Annotated in this window: 1 rRNA gene; it reads left to right on the forward strand. The window is 53.2% G+C overall.

Annotated features, from left to right (window positions below):
* Positions 1 to 322: 322 nt before the first annotated feature.
* Positions 323 to 3,167, forward strand: a 23S ribosomal RNA gene (locus HNR60_RS23845).
* Positions 3,168 to 3,299 lie beyond the last annotated feature (132 nt).

Below are 3,299 nucleotides of genomic sequence, written 5' to 3' on the forward strand. Positions count from 1 at the left end.
CAGATGCGAACTGCGGGATATCTGACATCGTATAGAGGAGATCGATCCAGGTTTTGGATCTTGTGGAGCAATCCACGGGGTTCGAAATGCTATCTCCAGGATTTTGCAGTCGTGACCGTCGCAAGACGGCTTACGGATGCTCAATCTTTGTTGGTGACGCTTGACCGCCTCACCACTGGTTCGATCTTACGAAGCAAGCTGGTCTTTCTAATCATGTCCAGCCGCGTTTGGCTCCTATCGAGGGGGCAGGTTGGTAGCTTTCGAGCTAGCAACACGGATGCGGTTACATTCTGCCGAGTGTGTGGACATTGATAATGAGAGCAATCAAGTGCCTTAAGGGTGTTCGGTGGATGCCTTGGCGCTGAGAGGCGATGAAGGACGTGCTACGCTGCGATAAGCCGTGGGGAGCTGCGAAGAAGCTTTGATCCACGGATTTCCGAATGGGGAAACCCACCTTCGATAGCCGGAACTCCAAGGCCTTGTGTCTTGGGGCTCAAACAGAAATGTCTGACTCCAAGCCGTGAGGTTTTGGATTTCCGGTTATCAAGCGAAGGTATGAAGCTCCTGAATTCATAGGGGGTTTTAAGCGAACCCAGGGAACTGAAACATCTAAGTACCTGGAGGAAAGGACATCAACAGAGACTCCGTTAGTAGTGGCGAGCGAACGCGGACCAGGCCAGTGATACATCAAAGACAACCGGAACCTGTCAGGAAAGCAGGGCCTTAGAGGGTGATAGCCCCGTACGGGTAATGCGATGATGTATCCATGAGTAAGGCGGGACACGTGTAATCCTGTCTGAACGTGGGGGGACCACCCTCCAAGCCTAAGTACTCCTCAGCGACCGATAGTGAACCAGTACCGTGAGGGAAAGGTGAAAAGCACCCCGACGAGGGGAGTGAAATAGACCTGAAACCGGACACCTACAAACAGACGGAGCCCAAGATACGTTCTGGGTGACGTCGTACCTTTTGTATTATGGGCCAGCGACTTAATTTAACGAGCAAGCTTAAGCCGATAGGTGTATGCGCAGCGAAAGCGAGTCTGAATAGGGCGTCAAGTTCGTTGTATTAGACCCGAAACCTAGTGATCTAGCCATGAGCAGGTTGAAGGTGAGGTAACACTCACTGGAGGACCGAACGGGTGTCTGTTGAAAAAGACTCCGATGACTTGTGGTTAGGGGTGAAAGGCCAATCAAACTGGGAAATAGCTGGTTCTCCGCGAAAGATATTTAGGTATCGCCTCGGATGAATACCTCGGGGGGTAGAGCACTGGATGGGCTAGGGGGACTTACCGTCTTACCAAACCCAACCAAACTCCGAATACCCGAGAGTACTATCCGGGAGTCACACGGCGGGTGCTAACGTCCGTCGTGGAGAGGGAAACAACCCGGACCTACAGCTAAGGCCCCTAATTCGTGGCTAAGTGGGAAAGGATGTGGGAATCCCAAAACAACCAGGAGGTTGGCTTAGAAGCAGCCATCCTTTAAAGAAAGCGTAACAGCTCACTGGTCTAAATAAGGGTTCCTGCGCCGAAGATGTAACGGGGCTCAAGCCACGAGCCGAAGCTTAGGGTGTGATCCGCAAGGGTCACGCGGTAGCGGAGCGTTCTGTAAGCCTGCGAAGGGCGACTCGTGAGAGCGCCTGGAGGTATCAGAAGTGCGAATGCTGGCATGAGTAACGACAAACACTGTGAAAGACAGTGTCGCCGTAAGTCCAAGGGTTCCTGCGTAAAGTTAATCTTCGCAGGGTTAGCCGGTCCCTAAGGCGAGGCCGAAAGGCGTAGTCGATGGGAATGCAGTGAATATTCTGCAGCCAGTGGATGGTGACGAATCCCGTATGTTGTCTGACCTTATTGGATTGGTCGGGCCTCGAAGGGGTTCCAGGAAATAGCCTCCACATTAGACCGTACCCTAAACCGACACAGGTGGACTGGTAGAGTATACCAAGGCGCTTGAGAGAACTATGTTGAAGGAACTCGGCAATTTACCTCCGTAACTTCGGGATAAGGGGGCCCATGCCGTGCGCAAGCACGTCGTGGGGGCACAGACCAGGGGGTGGCAACTGTTTAACAAAAACACAGGGCTCTGCGAAATCGCAAGATGACGTATAGGGTCTGACGCCTGCCCGGTGCCGGAAGGTTAAGAGGAGGAGTGCAAGCTCTGAATTGAAGCCCCGGTAAACGGCGGCCGTAACTATAACGGTCCTAAGGTAGCGAAATTCCTTGTCGGGTAAGTTCCGACCTGCACGAATGGCGTAATGACTTCCCCGCTGTCTCCAACATAGACTCAGTGAAATTGAATTCCCCGTGAAGATGCGGGGTTCCTGCGGTCAGACGGAAAGACCCCGTGCACCTTTACTGTAGCTTTGCGCTGGTATTCGTGACTGTTTGTGTAGAATAGGTGGTAGGCTTTGAAGCTTGGGCGCCAGCCTGAGTGGAGCCGAAATGTGAAATACCACCCTAATGGTTATGGATATCTAACCGCGACCCGTAAGCCGGGTCCGGGACAGCGCATGGTGGGCAGTTTGACTGGGGCGGTCGCCTCCCAAAGAGTAACGGAGGCGTGCGACGGTAGGCTCAGAACGGTCGGAAATCGTTCGTCGAGTATAATGGCATAAGCCTGCCTGACTGCGAGACCAACAAGTCGAGCAGAGACGAAAGTCGGTCATAGTGATCCGGTGGTCCCACGTGGAAGGGCCATCGCTCAACGGATAAAAGGTACGCCGGGGATAACAGGCTGATGACGCCCAAGAGTCCATATCGACGGCGTCGTTTGGCACCTCGATGTCGGCTCATCACATCCTGGGGCTGGAGAAGGTCCCAAGGGTTCGGCTGTTCGCCGATTAAAGTGGTACGTGAGCTGGGTTCAGAACGTCGTGAGACAGTTCGGTCCCTATCTGCCGTGGGTGTTGGAATATTGAGAGGATTTGTCCCTAGTACGAGAGGACCGGGATGAACGTACCTCTGGTGGAGCAGTTGTCGTGCCAACGGCAGTGCTGCATAGCTATGTACGGACGGGATAACCGCTGAAAGCATCTAAGCGGGAAACCCACCTCAAAACCAGTATTCCCTTGAGAACCGTGGTAGACCACCACGTTGATAGGCCGGGTGTGGAAGTGCGGCAACGCATGTAGCTTACCGGTACTAATCGTTCGATTGGCTTGATTGCTCTCATTTTCTATGTCCATACGCGCCGCGTATGAGCAGCATGAAAATAGAAATCATAAAGAGACCGGCGAATAGCGAATAGGGAGTGGCGAATAGAGAAGATTGTCTTCCATTCGCCATTCGCTGCTCGCCA

The sequence above is a fragment of the Rhodopseudomonas rhenobacensis genome, assembly GCF_014203125.1.
Classification (GTDB): Bacteria; Pseudomonadota; Alphaproteobacteria; order Rhizobiales; family Xanthobacteraceae; genus Rhodopseudomonas_A; species Rhodopseudomonas_A rhenobacensis.